The sequence below is a fragment of the Bacillus cereus group sp. MYBK220-1 genome, from assembly GCF_051916445.1.
Lineage (GTDB): Bacteria > Bacillota > Bacilli > Bacillales > Bacillaceae_G > Bacillus_A > Bacillus_A cereus.
This window is the reverse complement of the sequence record NZ_JBQAGQ010000001.1, coordinates 21,224-47,321: the sequence shown is the minus strand read 5'-3', so window position 1 is coordinate 47,321 and position 26,098 is coordinate 21,224. Positions and strand designations below refer to the sequence as shown.

The following is a 26,098-nucleotide window of genomic DNA, read 5'->3' as shown; positions in this document are numbered from 1 at the left end:
TAGTAATGAATATTTTAATCAACGCATTAGAACTTGTTCAGTCTATTGAAACATTCATTGCATAATTAGGAGATGATTCATTTGAAAAAACAATATACTGTAAGTACATATTTATTGGATAGACTACACGAATTAGGAATTGAACATATATTTGGGGTTCCTGGTGATTATAATCTTGCCTTTTTAGATGATGTGGTAGCACATAAAAATTTAAAGTGGATTGGCAATTGTAATGAATTAAATGCTGCATATGCAGCAGATGGGTACGCTCGCATAAAAGGAATCGCCGCTCTTATTACTACTTTCGGTGTTGGAGAATTAAGCGCTATTAACGGTATTGCTGGCTCATATGCGGAAAACGTGCCAGTTATAAAAATTACAGGTACGCCACCAACAAAAGTAATGGAAAATGGAGCAATCGTCCATCATACGTTAGGAGATGGAAAGTTCGATCACTTTTCCAATATGTATCGAGAAATCACTATAGCACAAACAAATGTAACACCTGAGCATGCTGCTGAGGAAATTGACCGTGTTTTACGTGCATGTTGGAATGAAAAACGCCCTGTTCATATTAATTTGCCGATTGATGTGTATAATAAACCAATTAATAAACCGACAGAACCTATTATAAATAAACCTATTTTAAGTAATAAAGAAGCATTAAATAAAATGCTTCTACATGCCATTTCAAAAATAAATAGTGCCAAAAAACCTGTTATTTTAGCTGATTTTGAAGTAGATCGATTTCACGCTAAAGAAAATTTACATCAATTCGTAGAAAAAACTGGGTTTCCCATCGCGACGTTCAGTATGGGAAAAGGAATATTCCCAGAAAAACACCCTCAATTTATAGGGGTTTATACTGGTGATGTAAGTTCTCCGTACTTGCGAAAAAGAATTGATGAATCTGATTGTATTATTAGTATTGGTGTGAAGTTAACTGATACTATTACAGGCGGCTTCACACAAGGTTTTACAAAAGAACAAGTTATAGAAATCCATCCCTACACTGTGAAAATTATAGATAAAAAATACGGTCCAGTTGTAATGCAGGATGTTTTACAACATTTAAGTGATTCAATTGAGCTTCGTAATAAAGATACCCTTGACGTTAAGCCATTTATTTTAGAATCATCACCTTTTACTGAAGAGTTCATTCCAAAAGCACAAATGGTCACACAAAAACGTTTTTGGCAGCAAATGTACCATTTCTTACAAGAAAACGACGTCTTAATTGTAGAGCAAGGAACACCTTTCTTTGGTAGTGCTGCTATCCCTCTACCTAATAACACTGCATATGTAGGACAACCGTTATGGGGATCTATCGGCTACACACTGCCTGCTCTACTTGGTACACAGCTCGCCAATTTATCACGGCGCAACATTTTAATTATTGGTGACGGTTCTTTCCAAGTAACTGCCCAAGAGTTATCAACTGTACTACGTCATAATTTAAAACCGATTATATTTTTAATCAATAACAACGGATACACTGTTGAACGTGCCATTCACGGCCAAAGCCAACCTTATAATGATATACAAATGTGGGATTACAATAAACTATCAATGGTATTTGGGTCAGAAGAAAAAAGTCTAACATTTAAAGTAGAAAATGAAGCAGAATTAGCAGAAGTCTTAACAAATATAACTTTTAATAAGAATCAACTTATCTTTATTGAAGTTATAATGAGCCAAAGCGATCAACCTGAATTGTTAGCTAAACTCGGGAAAAGATTTGGTCAGCAAAATTCTTAATATAAAAGCATAACCTAATTATACAATTGGTAGTGTAAAACTTGTTTTGAGAATAGTTTCGACACTCAAAATACATAAGGAAAAGGATGGAAAGCACCATCCTTTTCTATTTTAAGAGCATTCTTCGACTAACGCCCCGTATGACAAGCAAAAATTCTTAATCCATCTTTAACTTTATAGCTTTTGTCGCAATAAATGTTTTAATATGCTTATCTAATATCCTTGTTCCACCAAAATCATCCTCATAAAAACCTGTTATAGCAAAACCAGCTTCAATTTGGCCTTGGATTTGGTCTTCTAAAGTATGCGCATATTCTATTGTTTGATTTGAATCGATGTAATCTTGAACTTCATCCTCTGGTAAATAATCCAATGTTGATGAAGGAATTGAATGTTTAACATCAAGAATACCTTTTTGCTCTTGGTTATCATCAAAAATCCATAGTAACGGATTTGTAAATCCAGCAATAAGAATACCTTTATTCTTTAAAACCCTAGAAACTTCATTCCATACAAGATGAACATCTTTTACAAACAAATAAGCTACGCTTTTTCTTTTTTATTCAGCAAGAGTTAACTGCCAAGATACACCATACTTATCATTTAACCAGCCAAACTTTTTACTAAACGGATAAGAACCTAAAGGCATAAGAATTGCTCCATCCTGCGCTAGTTTATGAAAGACCGTATCAATTTCTTCTTCTGTCTCACAAGTTACATAAAGAGACATAGCTGGAGTGAATGTAAAATTATGATTTACATAACTATCAATACACATAAACTCTTGGCCATTTAACGTAAAAGTTGCATGAATTACAGTTCCCTCTTTACCAGGTCCATTTTCATCGTAGCGAGAAATACTTACAATTTCCGATTGATCAAATAGCGACGTATAAAAATTCATTGCTTCCTCAGCTTTGCCTTCAAACATTAAAAACGTAGTAATTTTTTGATTTGTGTTACTCATATGGAGACAGCCCCTTGTTATATATTTATGTAAAACATAAGTCGGCCAAAAACCGAACGTATATTCCTATAAGTGTATTGTCTATAAAAACGATGAGTTTGTCAATTATCTACTTTATTATTTCTTCTTAAATAATGCTGTCCAAAGAAATGATTCTCCAAACATTTCATTCGGTTGTTTTATTTGTTTCATCCTTCTAATCTCAATTACCTCAAATTCTTTAAATATCTCTCTTAACTTTTCTTCCGAGTATGCAAGACCACCTTGTAGACTCCATTCTCTATATACATCCCAATCTGTTATTTCTGATCCATTTCGCTCATCTAAATCGCCTGCTGCAAAACATGTTAATCCGAAATAACCACCCGATTTTAATGAGTTTTTAATTAAATCCACATAATTTATTCTTCTATGCGGTGGAATGTGATGCAAACAGCCCGAATCATATACAAAATCAAATTCGTTTTGAACCTCTAAATTAAAAATTGAATCACAAATAAAATGAATTTCTACCCCTTTTGCCAATGCCCTCTCTTTTGCCCAGTTAATGCCTTCTACAGATAAATCCACTGCTGTTACATCAAATCCTTGAGTCGCTAAATAAATGGCATTTCTACCTGGACCACATCCAAGTTCTAATACCTTCCCTTTTGAGACTCTCTCTTTTTGTATATACGAAACTAGATTCTCATCTGGAACATTTTCAAAAAACGGAACATCCTTTTCTCTATTCTCATAAAACTCATTCCAAAATGGTTCTGCAGGTCTTAATAATGAATCAAGCATTTTTAAAATGTCTTCTTGTGTGTGTAACGTTTCAGTTTTCATTAATACCCCTCCATAAATTAATAGTCAGAAAATTATTATATATCTTTTCGAACTTTCAAACAAAGAAAAAACTCCTATATTCAATAGGAGTTTTTGTCTTTAAAATCCGAGTACAGCTAACCATTTTAACAATTTCTCTTCTCGCGCTTTTAAATCATCATTCCTAAACTTGCCTAGTTGTATTTCACTAACAACTTCTCCGTCCTCCATAAAAAGAACTCTTTCTGTTTTCTCTACTACCTATACAACATGAGTCACTTAAGAAGGTTACTTTGCTGAAAAATAAATCCGATTTCGTTAAGGGATATTTTTGCTAACGCCTCTTCTTTCATACATGTTATTTCATACAATCATACTTTTCTAATAAAATAACGCTTTTGTTAAAATTCCACTTCAAACTTATTCATTTATGGTATAATCTGTATTATTTATTTTTTCAAGAAAGGCTAAAGTAATGAGAAAATACTTTGGTTTCATTTCAATTTTGTTAACTATTATCGTATTTTTCAATTTTTATAGTGATAGTAATTTAATTTATTTAATATTTGTATCACTAGTTTTAATTATTTTTGCTCCAAAAGGTATAGGAAGGAATTTTGCTATTATAGTTTTTATACTTGTAAGTATTTTCTACCCCTTCTTTTCCATTATTATTGCTACTATCATCGGGGCTATGTTTGGGGCTAGCTGAAATACATTTATAACAATTCCATTTACCCCAAATAAAAATTTTATTACATAATCATTTTGATTCATTTTCTCGATGGGATAATCTGCATAATTCACTTTTTAAGAAGGGATAACACAATGAGAGAATACTTTGGTTTCATTTCAATGTTTTTAACTGGATTCTTATTTTTCAATCTATATTTTGCCGGTCCTTTTTTAATTTTGATACCTATCTCAATCGTTTTAGCTATTTTTGCTCCGAAAGGTATAGCTAAAACGTTCGCTTTTGTTGGTTTAATAATTTTTAACATTTTCTTCGCCTGCATATATATCTTCATTTATTTTATTTAATACTTATTTTAGACAATCCCTTTCTCTAAAATAAGTATTTTGTTAAAAACTTATATGGATATATTTTTCGTTATATAATTAAATGATTAATATATTAGGAGTATTAGTAATGTTAAAAACAATAATGATTTTGTTATACATCTGTTTCGGAATAAATGCAGTTTTTAGATTAATAAAGGAATTTCGAAAGCCACAGAAAAAACAGTTCTTGATTTTAGTTGATTCTCTAATTTTGATAGGGGCTATATTTTTAATGGATAGTTTCTTTATCTAAATTACATAAAAAGAACCCCCAGCAAGCGAAAGTTAACTGCTTTTTAATTACAATAACTATTTTGTTTAAATTTACCTTAATTCATATCAAGGTTTCTTAACATTCGCATTAATAACTGTATAATATAATTAAACTGTTTGTATGAGGGAGAATTATTATGAACTGGCAACAAAAATATAATCCAAATTCAGAATTAGTTTTATATATACTCTGTTTTAATGCATTCTGAGCATTCTGAGCAATTTGTTGCATTAATTCAGAATTAGTTTTATATGTACTCTGAATGGTTTTGTTCAGTTTATCTACAGATTGATTAAATGCAAGTATATCTTGCAAAGGATTCGTTATATTTTGTTGTAGTTCCTTAAACTCAAACTTATTATTTTTCAACTCTTCTAGCACCCTTTTCTTTTTAATTTCAAGTTCTCTTTTTCTATATTCCTCTTCCATTTATGACACTCCCTTCCATATTTAATATTCTATCATTAAAATAAAACAAGGTAGACACCCTCTCTGTGCAAGTTACCCATATCTTATATTGTGTGTAACTGAACCCTTTGTTTAATCCCTTGGTATCATTGATTTCATTTCACTTTCTCTTTTGAGTTACACAGTACGAAAATTAGGAGTAACCGTATTGAGATACCACTAATATTTTGAAAAACAAGCTAAGACAAAAATAAAATAAGCTGCCCATGTGGACAGCTTATTTACATAATTCTCGTTATTGGAAGTTGATTAATATCAGTTCATTTGTTTTTCGAAAGGAGTTATTTTGTTCGTTCAAAGATAATATCAAAGTAATTCGCGTACCCCATAGTTGGTGGCGCAAATAGTTGATTTTATAGGGGGAAAACCTGTAACTAAAGCCTAATATAAGTGTTTTTGTTTAAATTTTGCTTAATTCTCACCGATAATTAACTTAAAATTTAGAAATCGTTATATAATGAATTTAATTTAAAATTAGGAGTGATTAAATTGCCAGATATGATAAACCTCGTTCTTTTCATCATTATAGCGAGGTGTTAAAACTTCTAATAGAAAGCATATTCGATTAAGAAAGAAGGGGTAGTTATGAAAACTAGTGAAGAAACGCATTGGCAAAGGTTTAAACGTAAGAGTAAATCCCCGAAAGAGTGGTTAAAGAAAGTATACGAATTTTTTATTAATGAACACGTATGGGATGCTATCTTTAAAGTGTTCCTTAAACTAGTATGGGCAGTAAAAGGTATGGGGAAAAGCTTGAAACGGGTAATAGAAAACATATTCAATTAAATTCTATTCTTTCATACTTTCCTCTTATAGGAAGGAAATATCAATCACTGAGCATTAATATTTTTTAACTGAGTAACAGTTCCAAAAATGATTTTTAATAGAAAAAAAGGGTTACAGATTCGATTGTAACCCTTTTTCCAAATCTTTTTTGTTTTATACGGCTCCTATAATGATTATAGGACTGAAGTATGATTCGAAATAGCGTTGATTATATGATTCCAATCGTCACAGTGAATCTCGTGACCCGACCCTTCTAGGGTTAGTAACAAAGCATGGGGAATTTCATCAACAAGAGCAAGACCATGCTCGTATGGAAGCACTATATCCTCTGTACCATGGATAACCAAAGTAGGTATATTGATTCTTTTTAACTTCCCTTCATAAGAATCATCACCTTTAAGAAGGGAGTGATTAAACATACTGAGTAGATTATTTGCTCGTTTTATTTCTTTTTCTACCTGCTTATAAACCCTCTTCTCATCGAATTTATGATTTGAACCACAGAGTAAAGCTGATCCTGCAACCAAGTAATTTGCAACAGATTCTTCATCTGACCAATTTAGTTTGGCCGCATTAGCATGGTAAGCGAGTATCTTCTCATCGATCGGAGGTAAATTCCTGTTGTTGTCTTCAGAACCAAAAATACCTGATGCAATCAAAGTTATACTTAGAACTCTCTGAGGGTTCCTTAAGGCTACAATTTGAGCAATCATTCCACCCAATGACATTCCAACAATATGTGCTTCGTCAATATGATATGCATCGAGTACTCCAATCGCATCATCAGCCATATCTACCACAGTATAGTGGGAACTCCCCGGTTTATAAGTAGTTGACCGTCCGACATCTCTATTATCATAACGAATAACATATCGGCCGGTATCAGCTAATTGTTGACAAAATTCCTCATCCCAATAAACCATTGAACACATGGCTCCCATAATCAGTAAGACTGCTGGATCTGCTGAATCGCCAAAGCTCTCTGTACATATATCAATTTCATTAATTTTAATAATCTTTTCAGTCATGATTAACTCCTCATTTCATTCGTATTTAGTTAATAAAAAAGACACAATCAAATAAACCCACATATTTTTTTAAAAAAATAGTTAGGCATAACGAATTGTGTTTAAAATTAACGTAAACGAATGAACTTGATAATCATGTTAAACACTCTCCTATAAAAAGGGAATAAGGGTAAAACCCTTATTTTGATTATAACATAGCTCTATCAGAATTAATATAGGTTCACTTTTTCTTATTTTATAATTTTAAAAATAATTCCTATTGTATGAATCTGCACTCTTAGTTGAAGAAAAGACGATGTATACAATATCCAAACCTAATTAACATAACGTCTCATTATCGACAGAAAGGAACCTTCTATTTTGTTCTATGGATCTATGCATTTTTTATACATTCCTATCCTAGCGCGATTTTAGGGTTATTGTTTGTTACTGGATTAGCCAAAAAACTGTATAAAACCTTGCATACTTTTAACGTGTTTTTTCAAAAATACTACGATACCCCTAGATTTAAAAGAAATAAGCAATGCTTAGATTTTAAACCTAGTCATTGCTTTTATCCATTGCATCTTGATTTACACCTATATAACGTAACGTGACCTTCTCTGACGAGTGATTAAATATCTCCATGAGTAATGCTATGTTTTTTGTTTGCATGTACATGTGATACCCGTATGTTTTTCTTAACGTATGTGTTCCTATTTCATCCAACCCGAACTCTGACGCTGCTCCGCTTAATATCTTATATGCCATGCTACGACCAATAGGACGATTCTTACCTTGTCTGCTTTGCAATAAATACTCATTGTCTTCCCTTTCTTCAATAAACCATTTCAGTTCTCTTTTCAGTGCTGCAGTAATTTGTATTCGTTTCTGTTTCCCTGTTTTCTTTTCTCTCATAGATATATGACTGCCCTTGACATCTCCTACCTTCAGTTTCAAAATATCCGAGATTCTAAGACCTGTATTAATGCCCATAATGAAGAGAATGTAATTACGTAAGCTCTTTTCCTTAAAATACTCTTTAAGCTGCTGTATTTGCTCTGGATCACGTATTGGTTGAACGAAATTCATTATTCATTACCTCCCGTTTCTTCTGTCTCGTAAACTTCTAATCCGAGCGCAAAAGCAAGTTTATAAAAAGCTTTAGATTTCCAACGTCGATAAGTACGCTCTGACATCCCTATTTCGTTATAAACCATATAATCACACACGTCCTCATCTTCTAAATAACGTTTATAAATAATATCTCTCTGAATACTTCCTGCACGTTCGTTTCCTAATCGATTTAAAAACTGATCAATACGTACCGACATTATTTCAAGCCACTCTTCTCGTTTGCTTTGTTGAATATTTACTATAGCAACATCTTCTAACGGTTTACCAACAGCATGTGTAGGACCGTGCTCACGTATTTCATAAGAAGGAGTGCCTTTCATTTCTTTACGCATCATCCCAAATTGTCTATGTATACGTACACTTTCCAAAACACCTTCTAATTCTTCGTGTGTCGCTTTTCTGTCAATTTTTGGTAAAAAAGATAATTGTTTAGTCATGTAAGACCACTCCTTTTATTTTTAGATTACTTTTGTCTTATTGCTCCACGTCTTCGTTCATAACAAGGTCTATGCATCCCCATTAAATCCTCAATTTCACGAGTACTTAATTTCTCTTTTGGTTTTGTCTTATTTTTCTTCTTTCCTTGCTTGGATTGACTTTTCCATTCATGTAACTAATCCTTTAACACCCTCATTTCCCCATCTCCCTTTTCAAAATAAAAAGGACACCAATTCCTAAAACAGCTTTCATTGCTGCTTTAATGAATTGGCGTCCTCTAGTTTTCTAGCCGGACTATATTCGAATGTTATTTTATATATCCCAATAGTCATTATTAACATCATTAGTATATTTGCTGATTTCCTTCTCTTTCCCACACTTTTCACATTTATAATAACTAATAACTAATAACTAATAACTAATAACTAATAACTAATAACTATCCCCATCTTACCAGTTTTAAAATTTTCATTGTCATGACTTTTAATAAGTTTATATCTATGTATACATTTAGGTTCTTTTAATTTATCAAACCAATTTCCTAACATAAATTAATCCCTTTCCTCTCGAAGATATTCTTTTTATTCCCATCCTCTTAAGAATACCTTAGAAAAGATTCCCAATCAATGAAACGTGGTAGCTTGTTTTTCTATAAACAAAAGGATTATTTTGTTAAGAATTGATGATTTCTTTAATTCTATTAGGCTTGTCTAAGTTGTTATCGTTTGGTATATCCAATTTGACCACATTATCACTTAATGCATCAGCTAATTCATGAGCACTATTCATATCATGTGTATGAAATCTAAATTCTTTACCATTAGAAAGTTACATAAACACTCCTTGCGATGAGTTAGTTCCAAATGTCCCAATCCGAACTCTGCACCAAAAGCATTTATCTTTATCTATATGGCATGTACATGCATTACCCATTTCGCTCTATCCCCTGAATAAAATTCAATATTCCGTCCATACTATAAATGCACTTGAGTTCTGAACTTCCTTCTTAACGTTTTTCTGGAGAGCAGTTAGCTTTTGCTAGCTGCTCTTATTTTCTGTAATTGGTTTCATTTACCTGATGTTTTCAACGTAATATTACGTTACGATATAAAAGGATAAAATATATTTGGCTGTTATATCATTACCCTAGGGAACTAGGGTTTTTTTACACAAAATGAAATTTTTATTTAACTTTCTTGCATAGCATTTTCGCTTCTGCGAATACTATGGTTGTAATTTGCAATTACACAATTAACATTTAATAAGCACCGTTTTCTTTTTTTACCAGAACAGCTAGCTAATCACGCTAGCTGTTTTATTGTATAAAATGAAGTTTTTATACGATTTTAAACACATTTAAAAATAAATTCATATGATATTACGTATTCCTCTCTTTTACAAAATGGATTTGGGTCAGAAGAGCACTTTTACGAAGTGCTCTTTTCCCATGGAATTAAAGCTCTACTGAATAGCGTTTTTGTTTAGTTTCACTCTAAAAGTAAAATTTTCATTTTTTCATTCAACCAAGTTCATAACATATTCTTTTCCCCCGATAAAATAATGATTAAGTGTCCCATGCGCATTTTATCCACTGGAAATAATACCTTTCACGTACTTACGTATTAGAAACTTCATTTCTGCTTCTTCTGCAATAGCAATTTTGTTCACTTTTTTGATACATTTATGAAACATTCACATGTTATCTTCAATATGTTCTATTCTTTTTGAAAAACCATGTGAGAATACCAAAACAAGAAGCCCTAGAGCCCTAACTCTAGGGCTTCTTGTTTTCAAATAAGGATTTTGTTAAAAAACTGCACATTTATTAAGAACATGCATAAAATATAATGTGGTATTCTTTTTCAATATTATTGTTTATCCGAGAGCGCCTTGAATGGCGCTCTTTAATTTTCAAATAATTACGAGAGCGGATTTTATTATGTTGTACAAGCACTACTTCGCTTTATTAAATAGACTATATAGACATCTAAAAGAAGGGAGCTTTAAATTCATATGGCTGATTACTTTTATAAAGATGGTAAAAAGTATTATAAAAACCAAGCGCATTCGGACCCTCAAAAAAATAACTGTTTTGTTGAGACTCATACAATTGGTGGTTCAGGAGTAAATTTAAATGGAAATATACCTATATCTATCGACCTCCTAGATACCACTCCACAAACAGTATTTGAAGATTTCACCAACAATCACAATAAAACATTAATTCAGTTATTTGTTGTCGGCATGAGTGCCCCCGTTCAAGTAACTATTCTAACAAGAAGATCTAGCCTACCAATTACTACTACATTACAACCCGTTCAAACAAAAATATTTCAAGTTGAAGATTTTCAAAGTCTTACTTTTACAAAGCAGGAAGGTCCTGCTAGTGTAGTTAGTTTATTTATTCAAAAAACATTTTGTATCTGCTGTAACGATAATAACGATTCATGTAATGAATATTACCACGAGTGCAATTAATAGATTAAATTGCCAGAAGAACTCTTTATATAAAGGGTTCTTTTCTTTTCACTCCCCTCATTTCCCCGTTTTTTATTAAAATAACTATTTTGTTATATTCCTTGCACTTTTAAATGAGACAAGCATATGTTGTAGTATAATGTTTCATCACTTATTTACACTTCCTTTTTTCAAGAGTACATATTCGATATGTACTCTTTTTATATCACTATAAAATAACGCTTTTATTTATTTTTTAATACGCTTTTCCCAAAAAACATGCACTACCCCATCACCATCAAATTAAAATCTAATAGATTCCCAGAACGAAAATTTTAACTTTCTTGTAACAACGAAGCTCTGTTATCGTTTTTGGAATACTTCATAACCTTAGCTTGATAGGCATAGGGCAAGACCCCTAATTTAGTAATTTACGTAGTACATGCCGTAACCAAATCTATTAATCTAACATATTGTATAAAAGTGACTTTAAACCTATAAAAAAGTTGCTAAGGAGGTTAATATAAAATGGCATCATTTGAAATTGGAGCAAGATCTCTTTTCAATTTTCGAAACGAACGCTTTTTCTTATTAGTTGAAGATGAAATTACAATTCCAGATAAAGGTGTAGAAATTGATCCAGTTAATATCTACGAAATTGATCAGCAAACTTTCAATTTTATCAGAGATGAAGGAGATACACCTGTAATTGAACCAGTTGATACACTTCCAACTGTACCACCTGGATTTAAATTAGAACGAAAATGTATTTTCACAGTCGACAATTCATACTTTGTAATATACGATTTAGAAGATGGAACTGATAACAACGTCCTATTAAGAATCAGTGCAGCATTATTTAATTCATTAAGAAATTCTGGTGTTCGTGAATGTTTTCCTCAAAATTTCATTTAAGAACTTAAATTAATTAGACCTCAAATGGAATACTCTTTGAACAATTTAACCCCTCGTAGTTTTCTACAAAGGATTAAATTGTTATGTAAAAAGTTTTTTTAATTAAATGGAGCAGTTAATGCAAATGACTGCTCTATTTTAATTTTCATTACATAAACTTGATATTTTTGTCCATACTATACAAAACTCACGAAATATTTATACTCCTTAAATTCGTGAATGTAATGTTCTTATAGCAGTTAGCCTATGCTAGCTATGCTAGCTGCTCTCTTTTGCATTTAGTTAAAAATAAGTTTTAGGTCTTATTCCTTTTCTATAACATATACTTTTAACCTAACCGTTCAGCTCAAAGTGTTACCTCCTATCTTAAAGAGCACTTATGCATGGTGCTCTTTTTTATTTTATTTTTTTCATCTCTGCATAACATTTTCAACCCTGTTCATACTATTTTTGTAACTTAAAGTTACAAACTATTTCTGTAAGCGGAGCGTTTCTTTTGTACAACAAACAGTTAGTTTTATTAACTAGCTGCTTTGTTGTGCAAAAGAAAGATCTGCACATGTATTAAGAACATACATAAAATATCATGTGGTATTCTTTTTCAATTTTAGTTTTGGTCATGGAGCGCCTTAAAAAGCGCTCTTTATATTTGCAAATAACCATTTCGTTCAAACATACACACGATTTATATAAACTAAGCATATATTTACATAGACAAGACATAGCTTTTACTATACATGCACAATTTTTGTGCATGTTTTTTTGTTCAACACAATAACTATTTTGTACATTCCTTGCACCTTTAAATGAGGCAATCATATGTTGTAGTATTATGTTTCATCGCTTATAGGAGCCTCCTTTTTTCAAGAGTACATATTTGATATGTGCTCTTTTTTCATTCTCCTATACGAATAATCTTTTTTACATTACACAAACTATCCTCAAGTCAACTTCCCATGACTACACTCTTTAAAAATGGAGCTTTACCCCTCCGGACTTTTTAGGCACACGGCAGGTAACTTAGTCAATTACCTGCCATTTTCTATTCAAATAACGCATTTGTTTAATGAAAATCAATTAACTATAATTTGAAAAATCGGAAACATTTACTCAATGATTTTTCTGAATACTCATACTATTATTTATGTGCTGATGTTCACCATCCCAAGAACTCAGTAATATCATCCACAGGCTCCACTCTCACCCTTTTGAGAGTGGAGCCTTTATTTATAAGGATTATCCTCAATATTTATTTTTATAAAATTCAAATTTGGTCTTAATATCCGTTATCTTGGCGCTGGTGGTTCACTTCATTCTTTTTGTAATAACCTTGCTCAATCTCTTCAAATGTGATTCCTAATTTCTTACCTAAACCTAAGAACGAGTACAATAATTCCTCATAAAGCTCAATGTCTTGAGTTGCACGAAATTCCGATACAAGCTTCATATACATTGTTAAATTGATTTACTAGCGTACTTGCGGTATAGACGTTTGCATTATGTTCTAATAACTTCAGGCTATATTCATTAGGATTAAATCCGATGCCATTCCCTAATGAAGATATAAAATGAAATCCATCTACATACTCCATTAAAATAACTTCTTTTTCACTAGGTCCTTTATTGTTCCAATGCTTAAAGCATCTTGTTTCATTTGCAAGTTCTCCAATTTCAACCTGTAATGCAAGAATCATATTGTAAAATAAATTTTGCCCTTCTAATCCATGCTCCTCAATGATTCTTGTATCTAACACCTTTTGCATTCTGAATATTTTAGTTAAATTCATTTTGCTTTCCCCTTCCTATTTAGCAAATCCCTAATCCTATCGGACGATTTTTAATTAAATACTTATCAGCCTGATCTATTACAAGGATAGCAACCTCAGCTTGATGTCTCCTTAACGCTTTTGCCATCTTTGGTAAACTCATGCCTTGACTCCACATTTCACGAAAACGAATTACATCTCTTTCATCCCAAATGAAGTTAGCTTCTTCTAAAGCGATGTATACCTTCAACCGTGATTCCTTCATCGCTTCATGATTTCTCGCTACACTCATAAGCGAACCTACTTTCTTAAAATGATTATTTTATCTTTTCAGTAAACTTAGTATCTACACGATCAACTTTACCGTTTATCCAAACAGCAACTTGCTCACCAAAACCACTCTCCGGTGGATTGAATGCTGTAACATTTCCATCCTTTACTATTAAAAGCTTGTTATTACTAACATCAATTTCTACTTTTTTCATATGTCCATCTCCCTTTTACTACCTCATGTACTCAACAACATCAGGTTTAAAGCCACTTCCTAAATAAACCCTTATCGGAATTATTTCTTTTTTATCCCTTGCTTCCTTACACAATTCTTCAGCTGTATCCCAATTAAAAAACTTATCTACAGCCCGTTGAAATCTCCAAATTGCCATTACATATTGTTCAAAGATGTCATAACGATCATCTTGCTTAGTTGTGCGTGGTAACTCATCCGTACTCTTTGCATTCTTTGGGACTTGGACTCGTACATCAGCGTATGTATTGCGCCCAGTTCCTTTCTTAATATTGGCTTTCATTACATCGAATTCACAAATTGCTGGCTCTACATCGAAAATATTTAGTTGCTTAGGCATGTGCCATCCCACTCTTCTGAATAAGATCCAGTAATTCAATTGCCCCTTCCTTGCTTAAAAACATTCGGCCACCTAGCAACTCTATGTTGGTTTCAGAAACTTCACCCGTCACAAAGCATGAGTTTTCATATTTTCTTAGAACAATGTTTTCACCCTCGACATGAAAATCTATTGTCGTTCCTTCGACAATCCCTAAAGTTCTGCGTAACTCTACTGGAATTACTACACACCTAGCTCGTCCACTTTTCTTGCAACGCCTGTGTTTTTCATACCTTACTCTCCTTTAGTATTTTTATATTTATTTAGAATCTCATCCAAACGTTTCTTATTATCTTCAAGATCATCGCTTTGAGTTTGCTGTGGCTGCTGTATTGGCTCTTGTTCTTCTTGTTTGCGTAACCAATCCGGTACAACTTCCGTTCGTTTGGAATAACCTTTACCAGTACGTTTGTTATTTTTCTTACTCATTTCAAATCGAGTATCTAAAGCAGCGACATCATTTAATGTTTTTACTTTTTCCTTTTCCCAACTACTTAAAATACTGCGAATATATCTCCACTTTGGTACATTTTCATCAATTGCTTTATTAACAGCGTGAATAACTAATTCATTACCGAATCTATCGCAAAACTCACCTAATTCTTGAATTGCAATTTCACTTAAAAGAACGATGCCCTCCGCTTGATCCTATTTTTCTCGATTCTTCATCCAGACGCACAATACTTTGTAGTTTTTCAGCTCCTTCACCACAAGTCAGCGCATCTCCTTTACATCGATGACTTCAAAAAATGACATTTGATTCATACGATACGGTTCCCCCTCCGTTCAATCTATGTATTTATCAATGGAGTATTTTGTTGAGTTCCAATATGTAATATTGCATATTTCGCACTTTTAATTTTCGCACATGCGATAATTTATTTATAAAAATATAAATTATTAATAAGGGTGATTTATATGAGCAAGTTCCGAAAGAAGATGATTAAATATTTGCAAACATTTTGGGGATGCTTAGCATTTGGTGTATTAATGTTTGCTATCTTCTTAATTACGGATTTAACAGATGCATCTTTAAATACATTAGGCTGGAGAGACTGGCTAGGTTCTGTAGCAGGCGCAACCATTTTATCTGTTGGGATGTTTACTTTAAATAAATTGAATTTAAAATAAATATTCGGTCAATACTGTATGTAGGCTGTATGCCAACATTCATTTAAAGTAGTCTTCTCTGTATCTCCTTGTATTGAGCAGTTAGCTTTTGCTAGCCGCTCTTTTATTTTGTTCCGGTTCTTGCCCTATCTACTTTCCCCCAATAAGTACACATATCTATTCCCCATTGCTACAAAATGAAATCTTTATTTTGTTTTACGGATCGCTTCTTCAATTAGCCAAGATACAATATTAAAATCATTAGCTTCACCCTTTAAAGATGTTCCCTTCCAAAAGTATTCTTTCATCACTTCAAATAATTCTTCAACAGCTTCAATTCATCTCATATTCATTTTCCCTTTCTCCCAAATAACTATTTTGTTTTACTAATTAGCTGATTAATTTCACAAACACCTTTTAAACATTCCATGTTTCTTCACCTCTTGAATATTTTTCAAACAAAAATACATACTATTTTCAAGCCGCCGTTTCCACGGCTAATACCTCTTTCTTTTGTTACAGCAAAAGCAGGTAGGTTCTTCACTTATCTGCTTTCTCTGTATATTTTTTAAGAAATCGAAAATAATACCAACAAGCTGTTTGAACTAGCAGCTTCACTCTTCTCGCAATGGGGATGCAAATTATCACAATTAGCTAACTCATTGAACTCACTGGCAGACAACCAAAATCGTTGTCTGCTTTTTGTATGAGATTTTTCGTTTTACATATACTACTTTTGAACCTGCAGACCAATACGAGCCATTTTGGTGCTTGGGATTTCCCTTCCGGGGATAAGTATTTTTTACTTATCCCTTTTTTGTATAGACACGTATATTTAGGGTAAAACTAATTACAAGCAGATTTTCTGTTTATGCGTAGTTCTAAACAAGATTACTTTTTCTCCTATTAAAGGACGGCAGGTACGACTGCTAGTCCTTTTTTCTTATTTCGCATGCTGTCCCTTCTGGTAACTTCATTCTTCATTACCTTCATCATCATAGTAAGCAATTTACTAATAAGGATGGCAGTTGTGCCTCTTGAGTTCCCCATCGAACAAAAAGAACAAATTATTTTTCCAGTTTCCAACGATCGTACCCCAATACGAGTTAAATTCTTCATAAACTTCTCTTGTCCCCTTTCGATAATTGCGGAACGTGTAATGAAAATACTCGCTCACTTTAATACCTTTTCTTTCAACCAAAGTGTTCTGCCGAAATAATAGACATAATAAGTTCCGTTCTCTTTTGCTACTGCATAACATTCCCGTACCGTTTGAATATGTTACAAATTGCTTTCTCTCGATTTTTCCGCTTAAATATTTTTCATGCATAAGTTGCACTTGTTCTTGAATTGCGACATGGTAGTAATACCCTTGCTCTACTGGTTTTGGACTATAAAATTCCCTTTATAAATTTCAAATACGGTGAATGAAATTTTTGTTTTTTCTTGCCATCATCCTTGTTGTATACAAACAAAAAAAGAGCCACAATATTTTGCGACTCTTTTACAATTATAACTATTTAACGGCCACGTCTTTGCTGACCTTGCTTTGTACAACCTTTTTTATTACTTGGCTTATTAAATGATCGGTTATTTTCATTTCTAGAACTATTTCTAGAACTATTTCTTGAATCACTTCTCGAGCTATTTCTCGAATCACGTCTTGATTCACTTCTTGAACCTTCGCGGCTATCTCTTTGACGATTTTGACCTGATTTCTTTGGAGCCGGCTTTGGTACCGGTTTTCCATTTTCATCTACACGTTTTATCTTCGGTTGTTCGATTATTTCTCTTTGTATTGGTGCACCAAGCGTTTTTTCAATTTCTTCTAAATGTTTTTCATCTTTCGCTGCAACGAACGTAATTGCAAGACCTGATCCACCTGCACGTCCTGTTCGACCAATGCGGTGAATGTAACTTTCTACATCTTCAGGGATATCAAAATTAAATACGTGCGTTACACCATCTACATCAAGTCCACGAGCTGCTACATCCGTTGCAATTAAGTACTGAATTTTAGCTTCGCGGAAACTCTTCATAACTCTTTCACGTTTCGCTTGAGGTATATCACCATGAAGTTCAGCACAATTATAACCTAGTCCTTTTAAATTATCATAAAGCTTACTTGCTCTAACCTTTGTACGACAGAAAATAACTGCTAAAAACGGCTGATCACGATCCATAACAAAACGAAGTGCATCTGGCTTTGCACGATCTGTCGTCTCAATGACACGCTGTTCAATTGTATCTACCGTTACTTCTTCACTTTGTACTTGAATCATTTGCGGCTCATCCATATAACGCTTCGCTAATTTTTTAATATCTTTTGGCATCGTTGCTGAGAATAACATCGTTTGTTTACTACCAGGTGTCTCATCTAAAATATCTTCAATATCATATAAGAAACCAAAATAAAGCATTTGATCCGCTTCATCTAATACAATCGTTGAAAGATTACTTAAATCAATTGTTTCACGGCGTATATGATCTAATAATCGTCCCGGTGTCGCTACAACAATATGTGTATTACCTTTTAATTTTCTCAACTGTTGTGCGACATCTTGCCCGCCATATATCGCTAGTACATTAATATCTTCTCTTTGAACAAGCATTTTTTTAATTTCAGTTGTAATTTGCAGGGCTAGTTCCCTTGTTGGCGCAACGATTAAAGCCTGAACATCACTACACTCTGGATCGATTTTTTCTAAAATCGGTAACACGAATGCTAACGTTTTACCCGTTCCTGTTTTCGCCTGCCCAATAATATCTTTACCTGACATAATAACTGGAATTGCCTTCTCTTGAATTGGTGTTGCTTCTGTAATTCCATTTTCACGTAATGTATGATTAAAAGTTTCACTAATTCCTAATTCTAAAAAGTTTTTCAAATAGACCACTTCTTTTCCTTATTTTTCACATTAGCTTTCATTGTACCATTTGTTTCGCTAAATATGAAAAATAAAAAAATTCTTATCTTCTTTTTTTATATTCATCCTGTACTAGATGGACAAATTCTTTTTGTTTTTTCTCAGATTTTATTAATGCTTGCATATTAGTAGAAGATAGAATGAACTTTTTAATTTTTCTATTACTCCAAATTAATCTTGTATACTTTGTATCTTCGTGTAGCCTTCGAAACCACTCAAATTCACTTAATTTTGCGATATGGTGTTTCAATTTCATGTCATTTCGAGGATAAAATAAAATAACATTTGCTATTACATCAAATCACGAACCCATCTTTTCCCCCTATACCCTTGCTCAAATTATATATATTCTTCTTTGCATATATATTTCAATTTTACCGAAATATAATGTTACTGATTTGGTTGAAATCGCAAAATATATGAACTAAAAAACCGATCTTTTCGATTTAGGAAAGACCGGTTTTCATTAGTTTATACAGTAAGCTTTCCTCCATGATAGCAATAATACTGCGCTGCTTTAAGACTTTTAATCTTATTTAATGACTCTTTTGCTTTTTCTATATTCAAACAAAAATTCGGATTAGCTATAACTAACTCTCGATTCTCTTGAACCGCTGCGTCTCCTGTAATTACACAGTCTAAATTCGGAAAATATAATGAAATATGCCCCGAAGTATGTCCTGACGTCGCTACTATTTGACATTCATTATTCAAAATCATTTGACCATCATGTACTTTTTCATCGACGGAAATATGTTTTATATTTTTTAACTGTTGTATAAACCATTTACCAAATTCTTTTTCTTCATTTGGCATACGTTCTAGCATTTTTTCAGCTTGAGCCAACCTCTCTGATTTTATATCACCACTAATATAGTTAGATTCAATTTCACTAGCAATAATATTAATTTGAGGATATTTCAATTTGAAATCATATAAAGCCCCTAGATGATCATCATCATAATGGGTAATAATTATATTCTTTAAGTTTTTCATCTCATATCCATGTTTTAACATTGCATTTTCAATTAAAGGTAAAAAGCTTGGATATCCTGTATCGACTAACGTTAATTCATTATGTACTATAATTAAACTTGGATAAATACATTGTTTTTGCCCATTAAATTCGAATTCAATTGGTAGTTCTATTATTTTCATTTTCCTTCCCCCATACCGCTTATAAAATGCATAATAATAACTAAATCACCCACATACATCTTACAATATATATACTATGTAACGGAACACTGTGAATCGTTGCATAGTATATATATTATTTTGAACAGGTATTCCCCTATTTTTATGGAAATATATAATTAAGAAAAACAATAAAATTGATTAATCTCTCACTTCTTTGTCCATCCTTTTAAAAAATCTATGTTTTTGTAAAAGGAGTGTTTATATGGAGAAACAGACACTTTGGAAAAAGTTCAAAAAAAGCTCTGTAAACCTCGGTAAATCCAGCGTATATGAAAGTATTATTTTATTCTACACAATGAAAAAGAAAGAATTACCTACTAAAGCGAAATTCATAATATTAGCCGCTTTATCTTATTACGTATTAGCAATTGATTTCATTCCAGATATAGCTGCTATTATTGGGATTGGCTTATTAGATGATGTTTTAGCAATCGCTGTAGCGCATAAATACGTTATGAGACACGCAGATGCTGAAATTCGAGAGAAGAGCAAATTGAAAATGGAGTCATTATTTACTTCAGCACAAGCATAATTAAACTATCTAGTCATTTACCATGAGAGCATTGCAGAATAAATTCCTAAACAGTAAAAGAATTTCTCTTAGTCCTCAAACTGTAAACAAATAGGGTGTCAGCACTTATTCCTAAGTTCTGTCACCCTATTATTTGTTCTTATATCTATCTGTTATACAGTTGCACGTGTCCCCCTATACAAAACTGCTATTGCCGCGACTATAAGGATCACACCCATAAAAGCAGGTGCAGCATGACCAAGCGATACATAGATTTGCCCTCCAATAATAGGACCAATCATTCTTGCTAAAGCTTGAATAGATTGGCTTCCACCTTGAATCCTTCCTTGTTCACTAGAACTAACAGACTTTGAAAGCATCCCGTTGAATGAAGGCCCGAAAATTGAATCACCAAAGCCGAACATTAACATTCCGACGATAAGTAGTGGATACACCGAAAACAAAGCTGATGCTGCAATAAAACTGTAGCCTATAATCTCCGAAACCATCCCAAGAATTGCTATTTGTTTATCACTAAGCTTGATTAAAAGCTTTGGCATGATAAAACTTTGTGAAACAATGTCTTGAAAGCCCAAAATTGAAAACATAAGTCCGATTAATGCAGGTTTCCAACTGAAAGTATCCATTGTAAATTGTGTAAAAATTGCTTGTAAAGATCCGTTAGGTATCCAAAGTAAAAACGCCGAGACAAGTAACCATTTTAAATTTTTCATGGAAAGTATGTTTGCTAGCTGTGCAAAAGGATTCAACCTTACAAAAGTAATCTCTTTCAATCTATTATTTTTGTCAAGGCTCTCTGGCATATATTTCATCCCATATACAACATTTAATAAAGTTATGATTGCTCCAAAATACAAAGGTACAGTAGCACCAAACTTAGCAAGTAATCCTCCAAGGGTTGGGCCAATGATAGTTCCCGCACCTACAACTGCACTCACCCATCCAAAGTATTTCGTTCTCTGCTCTTTTGGAATAATGTCTGCAAAATATGCGAAGATAGTACTTATGCTCCCGCCTGTTATTCCTTCTATTATGCGTCCAGCAAATAGTACCCATAAAGCTCCTCCTATACCAAAAACTAAGTACCCAATTGCAGAACCAAATAAGCATATTAAAAGTAATGGACGACGCCCATATTTATCGCTTAAAGCTCCGAGTACTGGGGCAGCAAAAAACACGCAAGCCGCATATACGGAAGTTAGTAGTGTAACAACTAATGCTTGTTCTTCTGAATTACTTATATATGGCTGTACTAAGAATGGAACTACAGGCATGATGATACTGAAACCTATACCACAAAGAAATACAGAAATAAGTCCGAATAGTAAAGCATGTTTATCTATGTTTTTTTCAGTTTCCCTTTCATTTTGTGATCTAAATATAGACATTTAACTTCTCTCCTCAAAACATTTTGTTGCCGTGTCAACAAAATGATAACTCTGTTTTGTTGATTAGTCAACAAAAATAACATGATAAAAAAGCAGCCTATTCTCATTAGAGTAAGGCTGCCCGTAAAAGCCCGATTGGTGAGGGCTGATAATCAGTGGAGATGAAGAAAACCCCCACTGATTAATGTTTCACTTTATTATTAAAATGTATTACGATTTAATATGTACACCTTGTTTCTTTATTTCTGCATCCAAATGTCTACTATACTTTTCCACGAAACGAATTATACTGTCGAATTCTTCTTCAGTTACTTGCTCAAATACAGCTTTATCCCGCTCTTGAAACTCTTTGTGCAGATCTTCATGGATTTTATAAATTTCTTTCCCTTCTTCCGTAAGCCTAAAATAAATTTCTTTCTTATTTTCTGACTTTTGGTAGCTTTCAATAAGGCCTTTTTGTATGAGCTTCTTAGTCATTCTACTTATAGCGCCGCGAGTCACATAAAAAGCCTCTGCGAGTTGTGTCACGTTAGAATCTGCATTGTTTTCAATATATTCAATGCAGTGAACTTCAGAAGACTTAAAACCTTTAAGACCTTCTTCCATCTTATCTTTATTAAGCCAAACCAGCTTATTATATAATTCCCTGAAACCGTTCATGACCTGTTCTTCTTTATTCATGACCTGCCCTCCTCACCGCTCATTAGCACATTAAAACTATTATATTAAATTTCTGCTTATGTTTCGACAATATTGAAATAATTATTGTAACATTAAAGATATGTGTAAAAATAGACGCTTAAATAAAACAATTCATTAAACAGCAAATTCTGCAAACTTATTGCTACTTACAGTAAACGGTAGACAAAAAGTAAGAGCTAAGATCATTTCTCTTAGCTCTTCTTTTATAAAACTATTTCACTTCATTAGCGACAAAAAAGTGCTCACATACACTTGATATGCGCTGTAAGTCCACGTTCCCACCAGATATAACCGCTACTACTTTTTTTCCTTTTATATAGCTATCAACTTTCCCTGCAAGCAGTGCAGCAGTCGCTAATGCACCTGCACCTTCTACAACAGCTTTCCCACGTTGTAATAAATCTTTCATCGCTACTTCCAGCTCTTTTTCTGATACAGTTACAATATCATCTACTAATTCTTTTACAATTTCAAATGTTAATTCCCCTGGTATTTTAACTGCGCAACCATCTGCAATAGTAGGCGCCTCATAATGTTCTACGATTGCTCCTTTATCGTAAGATGCCTTCATTCCATGAACATTATCTGCTTGGACACCAATTATATTAATGGATGGATTAAAAGATTTTAATGCTACAGAAATACCAGAAATAATTCCGCCTCCACCGATTGGTACAATGACAGTATCAACATCCCACATATCATCCAGAATGTCTAATCCAATTGTACCTTGCCCAGCCATTACCTCTACATCATCATATGGATGTAAGTATGTCTCACCTGTTTCCCTTATAATTTCTTCACATTTTGCCTTTGCATCATCAAAGGTTTCACCATGTAAAATCACTTCAGATCCATATCCTTTAGTTGCTTCCACTTTCGCCTGAGGTGCAGAAATTGGCATAACAATTTTACTCTTAATACCAAGTAAATGCGCTGATAATGCAACTCCTTGCGCATGATTACCTGCTGAACATGCAATTACACCTTTTTCTTTTTCTTGATCCGTGAGCCGCGACATTTTATTAAATGCGCCACGGAATTTAAAAGAACCCGTTAACTGCATATTTTCTAATTTCAAATGAATTTCTCCGCCCGTTTTACTAGTCAAGTAAAAAGATTTTACTAATGGCGTTTTACGAGCATTTCTATCTAGAATCTTGTGAGCTTTTTTAATATCGTCTATATGTAATGGGAGTTTTCTAGTTATCATACTTACACCTCTTCCAATGTTCTATTCCTAAGTTTTCGTAAGTCGTAGCTCCTTTATACGAAAAGAAAAAGTCTTTATATATGTACCCCACTCTGAAATAAACACATTTGCAAACAATTTAACATCCTCTTCATATCACGTTCTTTATAATGATTCAGGCATGCAATTTGGATCCAGTTATTCTTTTGTAAATACGCTGATTCATAATGGACAATATATCCTTGTAAAGCTAACGCATCACCTACCGTTTTAGAAGACTGACCTTCGCTTAATTGAATTGTAAATATAATTTTCGCGGCATGTTCTTTAGGTGAAACAAGCTTTAACCCCATATCAGTAATAACTTCTTCAATATACTCGTATGTCTCTTTAATTTTTACAAATACCTTTTCATCTTCAAATCTCTTCAACGCTTCTTGCAATGCATAAATTAAATTCCATGATTGTGAGTATGGAATGCTTTCATTTTCTTCATACATACCAATGTCCATATAGGCCGGCACAGCCTCGTTTATTTTTACAATGTGGTTATGAAAAACGAAAGAAATTCCTGTATATGATTTAATCGCTTTACCGCTAACACCACTTGCAAAATACACATCCTTTAAGTCTAATGGTATTGCTCCAATTGAGCTTATGCAATCTACACATAGTTTTATTTGATTCTCGTTACAAAGAGTGTTTAGCTCGTTTAAATCGTTTAACATTCCAGTAGATGTTTCATGATGAACAAACCAAAGCCATTCATAATTTCCAGTTGTCATGATTTCTTCTAATTCGGTATAAATAAATGGATCTCCCATTTCCTTTTTATAAGTATCAAAATGTAACTGTGCTCGTTTTGCATGTCCAACTAATCTATTACCAAATTCCCCATTTGTTAATACTAGTCCTTTCCCTTTTAAAGAACGTAACTGTAAAGCAATCGCATCATTTGCTAACGTCCCTGTTCCTAACATAAGCTGTACATGTTTTGCTTTTGTCATGTAAAGTAACCGTTTTTTCACATTGTCCATCATCACTTGAAATGACTTAGAGCGATGCGAAATAGGCCGCGTAGAAAATGCCTTTCGAATGTTCTCTTCAATATCTACTGGACCAGGTAAAAACGTATATTCTTTCGTCATAATCCCCCCAACGCTCGATTCTTCAAACATAGCAGGGGTAACATACATTGGCTGGAAGGCCGCTTCTTCTGTACCAACTAACGTATGGAAAACTTTGAATCCCATTTGCTCATATAAAGCTAGTTCACGTGTTGTTGCAGAAATGAGTGCTAATTCATATCCATTTAGAAGCAAATAACGATGTAGAAAACGGATTAATCCTAACAACGCTCTTCCATTCCTATATTCACGTTCTACTGAAAGTAAACGAATTTCATACACTTTTTCTCCATGCTCTTGCAAATAAACATCTAAATTTGAAATTTTATAATCTAACGAGAATGGTCGTTTTCCCCGCACCGCGACCATACCTACTAATCTATCCTCATCTAAACAAATTAAATATGTATTTTCTTCATGAAACCGATCTATACGAAACCGGTCTTTCGTTTCTTCATGTTGCGGAATCTCTTCTACAAAAGTTTTATAATTTAATTTATGTATACTTTCAAATTCCCAATCTTGATTAGCAACTTTATAAATTAACCCCATGCCTTATCTCCTTTATCTATTTAATAAAAAATGATAAGTGGAGATTATCCCCACTTATTAAACATTTATTTTATTCTCGATTTACATATAGAATAAGTACAATAATCATTCCACTTAAAATAGTCGTAACAACAGAATAAGAATAAAGAATCATATAAATTGGTAAACAAGCAATCGTAATTAGTCCTGGCTTCGTAAATCCTTTGAATATTAAATAAAATACAATAAAAATGCCTATGAGGGTAAGCGCTATCAAATAATCAAATGCGATTAATCCTCCAATAAATGTTGAAATACCTTTACCGCCCTTACCTTTAAATAAAACTGGGTAAATATGTCCAATAATAACGGCCAATAATGTTAACATTATGAATGTAGGATCTTCAAAAAGATATTTTGCAACAGTAACAACGATTGCCCCTTTAATCGCATCCCCTAAAAATGTAGCGATGAAATACCCTTTTCCATATACGCGCCCCATATTTCTTGCGCCAGGATTTCCGCTTCCTTCATCCCTAATATCAACGTTATATCTCAATTTTGTTACTATATAAGCGGTCAATATGTTTCCAATTAAATAAGAAGCCACCAAATATAAAAACTGCATACTATTAATCATGTAAT

The 26,098-nt window shown here is 33.0% G+C and carries 23 protein-coding genes and 7 pseudogenes; 6 read left to right on the top strand and 24 right to left on the bottom strand.

What is annotated here, in order from left to right:
• The first annotated feature begins 72 nt into the window (after positions 1–72).
• Positions 73–1,758 (top strand): alpha-keto acid decarboxylase family protein, encoded by a 1,686-nt coding sequence (locus tag ACTFRU_RS00265; RefSeq protein WP_440037374.1) that lies wholly within the window; start codon positions 73–75, stop codon positions 1,756–1,758.
• Between the two features lie 157 nt (positions 1,759–1,915).
• Here ACTFRU_RS00265 and ACTFRU_RS00260 read toward each other — a convergent pair.
• From ACTFRU_RS00260 to ACTFRU_RS00235, 6 genes and pseudogenes are all read right to left on the bottom strand, one after another.
• Positions 1,916–2,305 (bottom strand): annotated as a pseudogene (locus ACTFRU_RS00260) (SAM-dependent methyltransferase); the annotation flags it as partial.
• A gap of 12 nt (positions 2,306–2,317) precedes the next feature.
• Complete coding sequence (locus tag ACTFRU_RS00255; protein ID WP_000072493.1) at positions 2,318–2,725, bottom strand: VOC family protein; 408 nt, start codon at positions 2,723–2,725, stop codon at positions 2,318–2,320.
• 117 nt (positions 2,726–2,842) lie between these two features.
• Complete coding sequence (locus ACTFRU_RS00250; RefSeq protein WP_049107766.1) at positions 2,843–3,553, bottom strand: class I SAM-dependent methyltransferase; 711 nt, start codon at positions 3,551–3,553, stop codon at positions 2,843–2,845.
• Positions 3,554–3,652: 99 nt separating this feature from the next.
• Positions 3,653–3,793, bottom strand: a pseudogene (locus tag ACTFRU_RS00245) (ABC transporter ATP-binding protein); the annotation flags it as partial.
• 542 nt (positions 3,794–4,335) lie between these two features.
• Entirely contained in the window at positions 4,336–4,548 is a 213-nt protein-coding gene (locus tag ACTFRU_RS00240; protein ID WP_006924012.1) for a hypothetical protein, read from the bottom strand.
• Between the two features lie 407 nt (positions 4,549–4,955).
• Complete coding sequence (locus tag ACTFRU_RS00235) at positions 4,956–5,297, bottom strand: hypothetical protein (RefSeq protein WP_049107764.1); 342 nt, start codon at positions 5,295–5,297, stop codon at positions 4,956–4,958.
• Positions 5,298–5,921: 624 nt separating this feature from the next.
• On the opposite strand from ACTFRU_RS00235, the gene ACTFRU_RS00230 reads away from it, so the two are divergent.
• The gene (locus ACTFRU_RS00230) at positions 5,922–6,122 is read left to right on the top strand and encodes a hypothetical protein (RefSeq protein ID WP_000858032.1); all 201 of its coding nucleotides are present in this window, start codon (positions 5,922–5,924) and stop codon (positions 6,120–6,122) included.
• Between the two features lie 173 nt (positions 6,123–6,295).
• On the opposite strand, the gene ACTFRU_RS00225 is transcribed toward ACTFRU_RS00230, so the two are convergent.
• From ACTFRU_RS00225 to ACTFRU_RS00210, 4 genes and pseudogenes are all read right to left on the bottom strand, one after another.
• Positions 6,296–7,150: an alpha/beta fold hydrolase gene (locus ACTFRU_RS00225; protein ID WP_440037373.1), complete on the bottom strand. Its 855-nt coding sequence runs from the start codon at positions 7,148–7,150 to the stop codon at positions 6,296–6,298.
• A 527-nt stretch (positions 7,151–7,677) separates the two neighbouring features.
• Positions 7,678–8,221 (bottom strand): annotated as a pseudogene (locus tag ACTFRU_RS00220) (site-specific integrase).
• Positions 8,221–8,703: an ArpU family phage packaging/lysis transcriptional regulator gene (locus ACTFRU_RS00215; RefSeq protein WP_049107806.1), complete on the bottom strand. Its 483-nt coding sequence runs from the start codon at positions 8,701–8,703 to the stop codon at positions 8,221–8,223. Before ACTFRU_RS00215 ends, ACTFRU_RS00220 begins: the two are co-directional and overlap by 1 nt.
• A gap of 313 nt (positions 8,704–9,016) precedes the next feature.
• A pseudogene (locus tag ACTFRU_RS00210) lies at positions 9,017–9,252 on the bottom strand (hypothetical protein).
• A gap of 1,465 nt (positions 9,253–10,717) precedes the next feature.
• Between ACTFRU_RS00210 and ACTFRU_RS00205 the strand changes: the two are divergent.
• Positions 10,718–11,182 carry a hypothetical protein gene (locus tag ACTFRU_RS00205; protein WP_016122509.1) on the top strand — a complete coding sequence of 155 codons (465 nt, stop codon included), beginning with the start codon at positions 10,718–10,720 and terminating at the stop codon, positions 11,180–11,182.
• A 507-nt stretch (positions 11,183–11,689) separates the two neighbouring features.
• Positions 11,690–12,076: a hypothetical protein gene (locus tag ACTFRU_RS00200; RefSeq protein WP_006923995.1), complete on the top strand. Its 387-nt coding sequence runs from the start codon at positions 11,690–11,692 to the stop codon at positions 12,074–12,076.
• A gap of 1,276 nt (positions 12,077–13,352) precedes the next feature.
• Here the strand turns inward: ACTFRU_RS00200 and ACTFRU_RS00195 are convergent.
• From ACTFRU_RS00195 to ACTFRU_RS00170, 6 genes and pseudogenes are all read right to left on the bottom strand, one after another.
• A pseudogene (locus ACTFRU_RS00195) lies at positions 13,353–13,863 on the bottom strand (dUTP diphosphatase).
• Positions 13,864–13,882: 19 nt separating this feature from the next.
• Positions 13,883–14,134 (bottom strand): hypothetical protein, encoded by a 252-nt coding sequence (locus tag ACTFRU_RS00190; RefSeq protein ID WP_006923989.1) that lies wholly within the window; start codon positions 14,132–14,134, stop codon positions 13,883–13,885.
• Between the two features lie 25 nt (positions 14,135–14,159).
• Positions 14,160–14,327, bottom strand: coding sequence for a DUF3954 domain-containing protein (locus ACTFRU_RS00185; RefSeq protein WP_006923988.1), 168 nt, complete (start codon positions 14,325–14,327; stop codon positions 14,160–14,162).
• A gap of 18 nt (positions 14,328–14,345) precedes the next feature.
• Positions 14,346–14,705, bottom strand: a complete 360-nt coding sequence (locus ACTFRU_RS00180) for a hypothetical protein (RefSeq protein WP_016122507.1) — start codon at positions 14,703–14,705, stop codon at positions 14,346–14,348.
• Positions 14,698–14,975, bottom strand: a pseudogene (locus ACTFRU_RS00175) (AbrB/MazE/SpoVT family DNA-binding domain-containing protein). Before ACTFRU_RS00175 ends, ACTFRU_RS00180 begins: the two are co-directional and overlap by 8 nt.
• A 3-nt stretch (positions 14,976–14,978) precedes the next feature.
• A pseudogene (locus tag ACTFRU_RS00170) lies at positions 14,979–15,368 on the bottom strand (DnaD domain protein); the annotation flags it as partial.
• A gap of 294 nt (positions 15,369–15,662) precedes the next feature.
• On the opposite strand from ACTFRU_RS00170, the gene ACTFRU_RS00165 reads away from it, so the two are divergent.
• Complete coding sequence (locus ACTFRU_RS00165; RefSeq protein ID WP_000033159.1) at positions 15,663–15,875, top strand: hypothetical protein; 213 nt, start codon at positions 15,663–15,665, stop codon at positions 15,873–15,875.
• Between the two features lie 1,499 nt (positions 15,876–17,374).
• On the opposite strand, the gene ACTFRU_RS00160 is transcribed toward ACTFRU_RS00165, so the two are convergent.
• The 3 genes from ACTFRU_RS00160 to ACTFRU_RS00150 all read right to left on the bottom strand — a co-directional run bounded on the left by ACTFRU_RS00160 (position 17,375) and on the right by ACTFRU_RS00150 (position 19,939).
• Positions 17,375–18,751, bottom strand: a complete 1,377-nt coding sequence (locus ACTFRU_RS00160) for a DEAD/DEAH box helicase (RefSeq protein WP_440037372.1) — start codon at positions 18,749–18,751, stop codon at positions 17,375–17,377.
• Positions 18,752–18,824: 73 nt separating this feature from the next.
• Positions 18,825–19,037, bottom strand: a complete 213-nt coding sequence (locus ACTFRU_RS00155; RefSeq protein WP_003270560.1) for a hypothetical protein — start codon at positions 19,035–19,037, stop codon at positions 18,825–18,827.
• A gap of 215 nt (positions 19,038–19,252) precedes the next feature.
• Entirely contained in the window at positions 19,253–19,939 is a 687-nt protein-coding gene (locus ACTFRU_RS00150) for an MBL fold metallo-hydrolase (RefSeq protein ID WP_440037371.1), read from the bottom strand.
• Between the two features lie 244 nt (positions 19,940–20,183).
• Here ACTFRU_RS00150 and ACTFRU_RS00145 point away from each other — a divergent pair, with 244 nt between their 5' ends.
• On the top strand, positions 20,184–20,513 hold the full coding sequence (locus tag ACTFRU_RS00145) for a YkvA family protein (RefSeq protein ID WP_000415083.1): 330 nt from the start codon (positions 20,184–20,186) through the stop codon (positions 20,511–20,513).
• 152 nt (positions 20,514–20,665) lie between these two features.
• Here ACTFRU_RS00145 and ACTFRU_RS00140 read toward each other — a convergent pair whose 3' ends face one another.
• From ACTFRU_RS00140 to plsY, 5 genes are all read right to left on the bottom strand, one after another.
• Complete coding sequence (locus tag ACTFRU_RS00140) at positions 20,666–21,901, bottom strand: MFS transporter (RefSeq protein WP_078993318.1); 1,236 nt, start codon at positions 21,899–21,901, stop codon at positions 20,666–20,668.
• A gap of 210 nt (positions 21,902–22,111) precedes the next feature.
• Positions 22,112–22,582 (bottom strand): MarR family transcriptional regulator, encoded by a 471-nt coding sequence (locus tag ACTFRU_RS00135; RefSeq protein ID WP_001030896.1) that lies wholly within the window; start codon positions 22,580–22,582, stop codon positions 22,112–22,114.
• A gap of 232 nt (positions 22,583–22,814) precedes the next feature.
• Positions 22,815–23,816: a bifunctional threonine ammonia-lyase/L-serine ammonia-lyase TdcB gene (tdcB, locus tag ACTFRU_RS00130; RefSeq protein ID WP_000632953.1), complete on the bottom strand. Its 1,002-nt coding sequence runs from the start codon at positions 23,814–23,816 to the stop codon at positions 22,815–22,817.
• Positions 23,817–23,890: 74 nt separating this feature from the next.
• A complete protein-coding gene (locus tag ACTFRU_RS00125) occupies positions 23,891–25,474 on the bottom strand; it encodes an aminotransferase class V-fold PLP-dependent enzyme (protein WP_440037370.1) in 1,584 nt (527 codons plus the stop codon).
• A 70-nt stretch (positions 25,475–25,544) separates the two neighbouring features.
• Positions 25,545–26,093, bottom strand: coding sequence for a glycerol-3-phosphate 1-O-acyltransferase PlsY (plsY, locus tag ACTFRU_RS00120; protein ID WP_102956698.1), 549 nt, complete (start codon positions 26,091–26,093; stop codon positions 25,545–25,547).
• Positions 26,094–26,098: the final 5 nt, after the last annotated feature.

Coding starts and splice junctions, on each gene's coding strand:
- ACTFRU_RS00155 (WP_003270560.1), bottom strand. CDS start 19,037: ATGAAATTGAAACACCATATCGCAAAATTAAGTGAATTTGAGTGGTTT.
- ACTFRU_RS00200 (WP_006923995.1), top strand. CDS start 11,690: ATGGCATCATTTGAAATTGGAGCAAGATCTCTTTTCAATTTTCGAAAC.
- ACTFRU_RS00125 (WP_440037370.1), bottom strand. CDS start 25,474: ATGGGGTTAATTTATAAAGTTGCTAATCAAGATTGGGAATTTGAAAGT.
- ACTFRU_RS00215 (WP_049107806.1), bottom strand. CDS start 8,703: ATGACTAAACAATTATCTTTTTTACCAAAAATTGACAGAAAAGCGACA.
- ACTFRU_RS00225 (WP_440037373.1), bottom strand. CDS start 7,150: ATGACTGAAAAGATTATTAAAATTAATGAAATTGATATATGTACAGAG.
- ACTFRU_RS00250 (WP_049107766.1), bottom strand. CDS start 3,553: ATGAAAACTGAAACGTTACACACACAAGAAGACATTTTAAAAATGCTT.
- tdcB (WP_000632953.1), bottom strand. CDS start 23,816: ATGATAACTAGAAAACTCCCATTACATATAGACGATATTAAAAAAGCT.
- ACTFRU_RS00230 (WP_000858032.1), top strand. CDS start 5,922: ATGAAAACTAGTGAAGAAACGCATTGGCAAAGGTTTAAACGTAAGAGT.
- ACTFRU_RS00180 (WP_016122507.1), bottom strand. CDS start 14,705: ATGCCTAAGCAACTAAATATTTTCGATGTAGAGCCAGCAATTTGTGAA.
- ACTFRU_RS00165 (WP_000033159.1), top strand. CDS start 15,663: ATGAGCAAGTTCCGAAAGAAGATGATTAAATATTTGCAAACATTTTGG.
- ACTFRU_RS00205 (WP_016122509.1), top strand. CDS start 10,718: ATGGCTGATTACTTTTATAAAGATGGTAAAAAGTATTATAAAAACCAA.
- ACTFRU_RS00255 (WP_000072493.1), bottom strand. CDS start 2,725: ATGAGTAACACAAATCAAAAAATTACTACGTTTTTAATGTTTGAAGGC.
- ACTFRU_RS00240 (WP_006924012.1), bottom strand. CDS start 4,548: ATGCAGGCGAAGAAAATGTTAAAAATTATTAAACCAACAAAAGCGAAC.
- plsY (WP_102956698.1), bottom strand. CDS start 26,093: ATGATTAATAGTATGCAGTTTTTATATTTGGTGGCTTCTTATTTAATT.
- ACTFRU_RS00150 (WP_440037371.1), bottom strand. CDS start 19,939: ATGAAAATAATAGAACTACCAATTGAATTCGAATTTAATGGGCAAAAA.
- ACTFRU_RS00135 (WP_001030896.1), bottom strand. CDS start 22,582: ATGAATAAAGAAGAACAGGTCATGAACGGTTTCAGGGAATTATATAAT.
- ACTFRU_RS00265 (WP_440037374.1), top strand. CDS start 73: ATGATTCATTTGAAAAAACAATATACTGTAAGTACATATTTATTGGAT.
- ACTFRU_RS00235 (WP_049107764.1), bottom strand. CDS start 5,297: ATGGAAGAGGAATATAGAAAAAGAGAACTTGAAATTAAAAAGAAAAGG.
- ACTFRU_RS00185 (WP_006923988.1), bottom strand. CDS start 14,327: ATGAAAAAAGTAGAAATTGATGTTAGTAATAACAAGCTTTTAATAGTA.
- ACTFRU_RS00190 (WP_006923989.1), bottom strand. CDS start 14,134: ATGAGTGTAGCGAGAAATCATGAAGCGATGAAGGAATCACGGTTGAAG.
- ACTFRU_RS00145 (WP_000415083.1), top strand. CDS start 20,184: ATGGAGAAACAGACACTTTGGAAAAAGTTCAAAAAAAGCTCTGTAAAC.
- ACTFRU_RS00140 (WP_078993318.1), bottom strand. CDS start 21,901: ATGTCTATATTTAGATCACAAAATGAAAGGGAAACTGAAAAAAACATA.